The sequence below is a fragment of the Streptomyces sp. SID3212 genome, from assembly GCF_009865405.1.
Classification (GTDB): Bacteria; Actinomycetota; Actinomycetes; order Streptomycetales; family Streptomycetaceae; genus Streptomyces.
This window is the reverse complement of sequence record NZ_WWJY01001010.1, coordinates 1-7,725: the sequence shown is the minus strand read 5'-3', so window position 1 is coordinate 7,725 and position 7,725 is coordinate 1. Positions and strand designations below refer to the sequence as shown.

General features: G+C 70.6%; 9 protein-coding genes. 1 reads left to right on the top strand and 8 read right to left on the bottom strand.

The window, feature by feature from the left end:
* The 5 genes from GT042_RS30025 to GT042_RS30005 form a co-directional block, all read right to left on the bottom strand.
* Positions 1–557: amidase (locus GT042_RS30025; RefSeq protein ID WP_161311841.1), on the bottom strand; the 557-nt coding region annotated here is incomplete at its 3' end.
* Between the two features lie 72 nt (positions 558–629).
* Positions 630–1,565: a ThiF family adenylyltransferase gene (locus GT042_RS30020; protein WP_345943974.1), complete on the bottom strand. Its 936-nt coding sequence runs from the start codon at positions 1,563–1,565 to the stop codon at positions 630–632.
* Entirely contained in the window at positions 1,549–2,577 is a 1,029-nt protein-coding gene (locus GT042_RS30015; RefSeq protein ID WP_161311840.1) for a hypothetical protein, read from the bottom strand. The genes GT042_RS30020 and GT042_RS30015 overlap by 17 nt, the downstream gene beginning before the upstream one ends.
* On the bottom strand, positions 2,574–3,791 hold the full coding sequence (locus GT042_RS30010) for an acyl-CoA dehydrogenase family protein (RefSeq protein ID WP_202534160.1): 1,218 nt from the start codon (positions 3,789–3,791) through the stop codon (positions 2,574–2,576). Before GT042_RS30010 ends, GT042_RS30015 begins: the two co-directional genes overlap by 4 nt.
* 82 nt (positions 3,792–3,873) lie before the next feature.
* On the bottom strand, positions 3,874–4,266 hold the full coding sequence (locus GT042_RS30005; protein ID WP_161311839.1) for an SCP2 sterol-binding domain-containing protein: 393 nt from the start codon (positions 4,264–4,266) through the stop codon (positions 3,874–3,876).
* 483 nt (positions 4,267–4,749) lie between these two features.
* Between GT042_RS30005 and GT042_RS40205 the strand changes: the two genes are divergently transcribed.
* Entirely contained in the window at positions 4,750–5,904 is a 1,155-nt protein-coding gene (locus tag GT042_RS40205) for a PP2C family protein-serine/threonine phosphatase (RefSeq protein WP_161311838.1), read from the top strand.
* Positions 5,905–5,943: 39 nt separating this feature from the next.
* Here GT042_RS40205 and GT042_RS29995 read toward each other — a convergent pair whose 3' ends face one another.
* The 3 genes from GT042_RS29995 to GT042_RS29985 form a co-directional block, all read right to left on the bottom strand.
* Positions 5,944–6,726 carry an SAM-dependent methyltransferase gene (locus tag GT042_RS29995; RefSeq protein ID WP_161311837.1) on the bottom strand — a complete coding sequence of 261 codons (783 nt, stop codon included), beginning with the start codon at positions 6,724–6,726 and terminating at the stop codon, positions 5,944–5,946.
* 138 nt (positions 6,727–6,864) lie between these two features.
* The gene (locus GT042_RS29990) at positions 6,865–7,542 is read right to left on the bottom strand and encodes a class F sortase (RefSeq protein ID WP_161311836.1); all 678 of its coding nucleotides are present in this window, start codon (positions 7,540–7,542) and stop codon (positions 6,865–6,867) included.
* Between the two features lie 72 nt (positions 7,543–7,614).
* Positions 7,615–7,725: LPXTG cell wall anchor domain-containing protein (locus GT042_RS29985; protein WP_161311835.1), on the bottom strand; the 111-nt coding region annotated here is incomplete at its 5' end.

The window sequence follows — 7,725 nt, the reverse complement described above, 5'->3', positions numbered from 1 at the left end:
GATCCGCCGGCGTCGGTGCCGTGGGCCAGCGGGGCGAGCCCGGCGGCGACGGCCGCCGCGGACCCGCCGCTGGACCCGCCGGGGGAACGCTCCGGGTCCCACGGGTTGCGGGTCGGCGGCCCGAGCCGGTTCTCGGTGTAGCACGGCAGCGCGAACTCGGGGAGGTTGGTCTTCCCGAGCAGGACCGTGCCCGCCGCGCGCAGCCGGGTGACGACGTGGTCGTCCAGGTCCCCGATCCGGTCGGCGAAGGCCCGGGAGCCGGCCGTGAACCGTACGTCGGCCACCTGGACCAGGTCCTTGACCGCCAGCGGGACGCCGTGCAGCGGGGACAGCCGCGTGCCGTCCCGCCTGGCGGCGGCCGTGTCCCGGTCGGCCCCGGCCGCCTGTTCCCTGGCCAGGTCCGCGGTGACGGTGAGGTACGCGCCGAGGGACGTGTCCTTTCGGTCGAAACGGTCGATGCGGTCGAGATAGTGGTCCGTCAGCGCGACGGAGGACAGCTCGCCCCCGGCGATGGCGGCTCCCTGTTCGAGAGCGGTCAGATCGTGGAGTTCAGCCATGGAGTAGTGCTCCGCTGTAGTGGGGGGTGTACGTGACGCGTGCGCCAGGGGCGGCCCCCGGGGCGAGCCCTCTCAGGCCTGGGCGCCCCGGGAGAGCTTGAGGAGCTTCGGTGCCAGCGAGGCCAGTTCGCCGACCCACCGCAGACGCGTCACCAACTGGCCCCAGTTCGAGCGGATTTCCTGGTGGACGTCGATGTAGACCTCGGGACGCACCTGTTCACCGGCGAGCAGCTTCACCACCATGTGGGAGGTGATCGCACCGAACGTCAGGGCCACATAGGTGACTTGGGGGAAGCTGTAGTCGGGACGCCCCAGGTTGTCCTTCACCTCGGTGAGCATCTCGACCGGCACGTACCGCAGCGGGATCGCCTTGAGGAGCAGCTGCCACGAGGTGAGGTTCTCGATGTCGGCCTCGCTGATGGCCCCGTCGAACGGCTTGCGTACGGTCCGGTAGTCGTAGCAGCGCACGTACTGCGCGCCCGCGATGTCCCAGCCCGTGACCAGCGGCAGCCGGCGTGCCACGGCGGTGCGGTGCAGCAGGTGCTTGGCCCGCCAGCCGGACATGGTGGTCACGTCGATGCCGTCGACGATGACCTGGCAGTCGGCGGTCAGCTGCTCGATGGTGTCCTCGCCGACGCCCTGGGTGAAGACGGCGGTCCTGGCATGGGGATTGATGCCGAGGACCCGCTCGGACGCGACGAGGGCCTTGTTGCGGTCCGTGTCGGCGGCCGTGGCGCTCTGCCGGTTGAGGTTGTTCACCTCGTACTCGCCCGGGTCCGCCAGCAGGAACGACCGGGCGCCCAGGCGGACCAGTGGTTCCACCGCGGCCCCGCCGATCGATCCGCACCCGGCGACCAGGATCGTGGAGGTGCGCAGGGCGTCCTGCTCGGCGGCGCTGACCACGCCCCGGTTACGGGTGGTCAGTTCGGCGTAGAAGTCGTCCGGGCTCAGGCCGCCCGGCAGGGTCCCGCCCGCCGTGTCCCCGGCGATGTCATTCTCGGTGATCACTTGTGCCGCCCTTTCCGAGCTGCTCCGCGTGCTGTCGTGCCTGTCGCCGCGACGCCACCTTGCGCGCGTTCATGGACGTGACCATGTCCTTGAGCGAGAGGAGGTCCGGGCGTCCGTCGAGGTGGCCCCGTATGAGATCCATGTAGTCCCCGAGATCGGGGGGCACCGGCGCCACGAAGGGGACGGCCACCACGTCCTGGCGGTAGATCGGCGCCATCAGGTCCGACTCCGGCAGGTTCGGGGTCGTCCCGCGCGGCACCTGGAGGTCGAAGCCGGTGAGCCGGAAGTGCCGCAGCGCGACGTGCTCCTTGGCGTCGCCGAACACCACCCGTACCTGGTCGCCGAGGTCCACCATGGTCCGGCCGAGGCCGAGCAGCAGGTGCCAGGGCACGCGCTCCGCGATCCGGCCCTGCGGCATGTGGAGGTCGCGTACGAAGCGCTTGATCTCGAAGACCTGGTGGGTCCCGAGACCGGGCGCGGCGAACTGCCCCAGCAGGTCGATGCGGTGGGCGGTCTCGGTGGAGAAGCGGTAGCGGCGGGGATGGTCCAGCGGCAGGGGCAGCCGGTCGGCCGTGCAGGCGAGGCTGATGTAGCCGCGGATCCGGCCGGTCCTGGTGCACAGGCTGATGGTGTGGATGTTCTGGACGCCCGGCGGGTGGGTGACCGTCTCGCGGAAGACCGCGCGGCGGTAGACGAGCTGGGGGGAGATCCAGCCCAGGCGCAGGTACTGGACGAGCCGGAAGCCCATGATCCCGTTGAGGTAGCGCAGGGGGAGCTGGTCGTCCGTGACCGTCAGGGTGATCAGGTCGTCCCGCTCGTCGTGGCGGTGGTAGAGCGGGGCGCCCGAGAGGTGCTGGGGGAGGTCGCGGAAGTCCATCGTGGAGTGCAGATGGACGATGTCCCTGACGAAACGGTTCTCTGGGTCCTTCGGGAGGTCCGCCGCCTCCCAGGCGGGGCCGGTGGGCGACCCCTCGCGTCTGGTACCGCCGTCGGCCACGGCCGCTCGGGTCATGCGCGTTCCTCGTCGTACAGGCTCTCGGTGATCGCGAGCGCCAGCACCTCGGGCGTGCCCTCGTAGATGCGGGCGCCGTAGGCGTCGCGGAGCCGCTTCTCCAGCCCGAAGGACTTGAGGTAGCCGCGGGCGCCCGCGAGGGACATCGCCAGGTCGGCGACGTCGATGGCGACCCGGTCGGCGAAGTACTTGGCCACGGCCGGCTCGTACTGCGGGGCGGGCAGCTCGTTGTCCACCTTGTGGGCGGCGCGCAGGTACAGCAGCCGGGCGGCGTCGACCTTGGAGGTCATCTCGGCGAGCTTGGCCGCGGTGAACTGGTGCTCCCGCAGCGGGCGTCCGCCCTGCACCCGGGTGTCGCACCAGTCGATCGCCAGGGCGAGGGCGCCCCGGGCGACTCCGGTGGAGATACCGGCGACGGAGGCACGCGCCATGTTGCTCTGCGCGATGTTGATCGCCATGCCGTCGCCCTCGCCGCCGATCATGTTCTCGGCCGGTACGCGGACGTTGTCGAAGGTCAGCTCGCTGCCGAGGCAGAGGCGGTAGCCGAGCTTGTCGGCGACGGGACCGCGCACCACGCCGGGCAGGTCGAGCGGCACCATGAAGGAGGTGAGGCCGGTCGCGCCGGGCGCTCCCTCCATGTTGGCGAACACCGAGGCGAAGGTGGCGACCTGCGCGTTGGTGATGAAGCGCTTGCGGCCGTCGAGGACGTAGTGGTCACCGTCCCGGCGCGCGGTCATGACGTCCCGGGCGTGGACAGCGTTGTCAGGAATGATCAGGTCGCAGCCCGCCTCCTCCTCGGTGACCGCGTTGCAGGCCAGTACGGGCGCGTCGCCCGAGAACAGCGGCAGGAACCGGGCCTGCATCCGGGGGTCGCCGGAGAGCAGGACGGGGGCCTGGCCGAGCATGGCGGCGCCGAAGATCAGGGCGGTGCCGGCACAGACCGTGGCCACCTCCTCCAGCGCGACCGCCGCGCCGAGCATGCCGAAGCCGAGCCCGCCGTAGTCCCTCGGGATCGCGACGCGCGTCAGTCCGATGGAGTGGCCCTGGGTGACCATGTCCCAGTCGAAGTCGTCGGCGGGGGCGGCGTCGAGGTCCTGCACGCGGGGTGCCACCACGTCCTGGGCGAACTCACGGACACGCAGCCGGAATTTCTCCAGCTCGCCGGGGAGCACATCGAAGTTGAGTTCCTGCGTATTGCCGTACACATCGGACATTGAATATCCTCCAAGGCTGGTGAACGGGGGTGCGGTGGTACGGGTGGGGCCGACGCGGCCGAATATCCGGCCGGGACCCTGCCTAGACGGGCAGTCCGGCCTTGGCCGCGATTTCCGGATACTCGTCGAATGCGGGACGCAGGATGGGAACCAGCTCCAGAACCCGGGACACCTTTCCCCGGATACGCACCTTTCCGGTGGCGATGGCGGTGGGCATCATCAACTTGCCGAGCCACAGCGAGTGAGCTGTGTCACTCGACATTTTGATCTTTATGGTCGCGTCCTCGGGCGCGTCCGCGCCCACGATCAGCTTGTCGGCGGAGACGTGAATGTTGCAGTCCGGTCCTGTCTGGGTCAGCCGGATGCTCAGATCGTGCGCGCGCAGCTGGGACGTGAACGCCTCGTCCTCCAGCAGAATGCCGAAAAGCCGCCCGAAGATTTCTTCGGCCGCCGCCGAAGATTCAAAAACTGCCATGTTCAATTCCTTTTCCTTTGGCGGCCCTCCTGCGTGGACCGCTCTGCCGCCAACAACGCTACTAGAGGCGTCCACGGACGACGAACACGACAGAAAGAAGGCCAAAGGAAATCGAACAGAAGGTTGAAAGATTTGGCGGCGCCGGCCATCGGAAGAAATTGTCCGCAGATTCGCCCGCCTGCACTCCGGACATCGGCAGGACCAAATAGGCAAAGAGCATGCGACAAGTTCATGAGAAAGTTACATGCGATGCGGAGTGGCGGTTGGACTACATATCGGACACGGCCTCCGCGGCGCGCGGGACCAATTTGTTTCCAGGTCTTTTACCTGTCTTTTGGTGCGTCATGGGGTGCCCGCGCCGTGCACCGTGGCCCGGGCGGGACGGCGTGGCATTCGGCGCCCGCGCCGTGCCGTCGGTGACACTGATCCGGTGCGCGACCATACGATTTGTCCGCCGGGGGACGTCCGGGCCCGGTGCCCCTCGTGACGTGGAAGCCGTTTCGCCGTGCGCGGGCCCGGCTGGCGGCCGAGATCCGCGACCTGGACGAACCGTCCCCGGCCTGGGGTCTCTGGGCGTGTGTGGTGTCGGTCGTCCTGTCGGTCGGGCTGCTCCTCGCCGACGTGGTCGTCAGCAACGACATCCGACTCGCCGGGCTGTCGGGACTGGGACTGCTCGCCACCGCCCTGCTCGGCACCCGCCGCCAGGCGCTGATCTCCGCCGCGGCCGTCGCGGCGGTGAGTGTCGCGGAGGCGGTGAACGACCCGCTGGGCCGTCCCGTCCTCGAAGCCCTGTCGCTGGTCACCACCGCGCTCTTCGTGCTGGCGACCCTGCTGATCTCCCGGGTCCGCATCCAGCGGGAGCAGCTCCTCGCGGAGACCCGCGCGGTGGCCAACGCCGTACAGAACACCCTGTTGCAGCCGTTTCCGCTGACCGCCGGGCCGATGAAGGCGACCGGGTTCTACCTCGCCGCCCAGCAGGGCGCGCGCGTCGGCGGTGACATCTACGAGGTGGTGGACTCGCCGTACGGGGTACGGATCCTCATCGGCGACGTCCAGGGACACGGGCTCGCCGCGCTGGGGGCCGCGCACGCCGTTCTCACCGCGTACCGGGAGGCCGCCTTCCACCAGCCGGACGTCGTCCGGCTGACCGAGCAGATGGAGAGCGCCCTGCTGCGCTACAACGCGGCCGCCTCGGTCGACGGCGCCGACATGGAACGCTTCGTCACCGCCACGGTCATCCAGGCCGCGCCCGGCGGGCGGACCACGACGGTGGTGTGCGGGCACGTGCCCCACTACGTCGTGGCCGGCGGCCGGGTGACGGAGATCGCGATGAGCGAGCCCGGTCTGCCGCTCGGCCTGGGCCCGCTGATCGGCGTACCGCGCACCCCGCTCGACTCGACCGTCACGGCGGACTGCGTGCTCGTGCTGTGCACGGACGGGGTCACGGAGGCACGGGACCGCCAGGGGGTGTTCTTCCCCCTGACGGACACGTTGCGGAAGCTGGCCGGCCTGCCGCCCGACGAACTGCTGGAGCGCCTGCGCACCGCCCTCGTCCAGCACTCCGAGGGCGAACTGCTCGCCGACGACGCGGCGGTGCTCCTGGTGACGGCGGCCCCCGGGGACACCGCGGAAGGGTGACCCGGGACGGGCGGACCCGGCGGGCTGGACCCGGCGGGCTCAGCGCACGCGGGCGATCCCGGAGTAGAGCAGGTCGGTGCCCGTGCTGTCGGCCGGCGCGGGGGTGTCCTTGTACCAGTGGGTGACGAGGCCCGGCTCGACGAGGTCGAGCCCGTCGAAGAACCGCTCGACCTCCGCGCGGGTACGGGGGCGCAGGTTGATGCCGCTGGACCGGTACTCGGAGATCCGGTTCTGCTCCGGGGTGAGGAAGTCCCCGGTCAGGTGGGAGAGCACCAGAACGCTGCCGGGCGCCAGGGCGTCGATCAGGGTACGGGTGATGCCGTACGGGTCGTCCTCGTCCGGCACGAAGTGCATGAGGGCGATCAGCGACAGCGACACCGGGCGCCGGAAGTCGAGCAGCGAGCGGGCGTGGTCGAGGATCTCCCCGGGGCGCCGCACGTCGGCCTCGATGTAGTCGGTGAGGCCCTCGGGGGTGCTGATGAGCAGGGCCTCGGCGTGCCGCAGGACGATGGGGTCGTTGTCCGTGTAGACGATCCGGGCCTTGGGATCGACCTCCTGGACGACCTGGTGGAGGTTCGGCTCGGTCGGGATGCCCGTGCCGATGTCCAGGAACTGGTCGATGCCGCTGCGGGCCACCCAGCGGACCGCCCGGTGCATGAAGGCGCGGTTCTGCCGGGCGCCTTCCTGGGCCTCGGGGGTCAGCTGGCCGGCCAGGGCCTGGTCCACGGGGTAGTTGTCCTTGCCGCCGAGCAGGTAGTCGTAGATGCGGGCCGGGTGCGGCTTGCTCGTGTCGACCTGGGACTTCGGCGTACCGGGCGTCATGAAGGGCTCCAAGGGTGTCTGGCCGGGCCACGGGACTGGGACGTGTGCCGACCTGTCCCCCGCCGCGGACCACCACCGCCCCGACGCATCCTGCCACACCAACACCCGCGCTTCCGGGGCGGGTTGAGGAGGGGAACCTCAGCTCAGGGTCGCGTACACGATCAGGTTGTCCACCGGGTGCCCCTGCGCGTCGAACGCGCCGTCGCAGGTGATCAGCCGCAGCGCCCGCGCGTCGGTCGGACCGTAGACCTTCTGCGTCGGGAAGGACGTCTTGCCGACCGTCTCGGTGCCGGTGACGGTGAAGTGGAGGGTCGCGCCTCGGGTGTTCCGTACGGCTATGTCCGCGCCCTCGCGGATCTTCTTCAGGTCGTGGAAGACGGCCCGGCCGAGGCGGGTGCTGTTGTGGCCGATGATCACGGCGGCGCCGGGCTCGCCCGGTACGGCTCCGCCCGTGTACCAGCCCGCCGTCATGCCCCGGTCCGCCGGGGGCACCTCGACGGTGCCGTCCTTGTTGAGGCCGAGGGCCATCAGGGAGCTGTCCACGCCGAGGGAGGGGATGGTGACACGGGCAGGATCGGCGGCGGGCGGCGCGGAGGGCTTCGTACCCCCGGGATCGTCCGTGTGCGAGGCGCCGGTCGACGCGGAGTGCGCGGCTCCGGCACCCGGGCCGGTGGCGCCGTCGGAGCCTGAGCCGGACGAGCATCCGGCGGTGAGGAGGACGAGGGCGGCCAGGACGGCGGCCGGCCCGAGGGCGAGGCGGGCGCGCGCCGGGTGGTGGCGCTGGTGTTTTTCCGGGTCGTGCTGCGGACGGGGCATGAAGGGTCTCCTGGGCGGTGCGGCACACCGAGGGGCCTCCGCCCGGCCGGGCGGAGGCCCCTCGGACGTGGGTCAGCTGCTGCGGTGGGCGGTGGTGGTACGGCGGCGGATCACGTACGTGCCCGCTCCCGCGAGCAGGGCGAGACCGGCGGCCGAGCCGGCGAGCGCGGCGGTGTCGCCGCC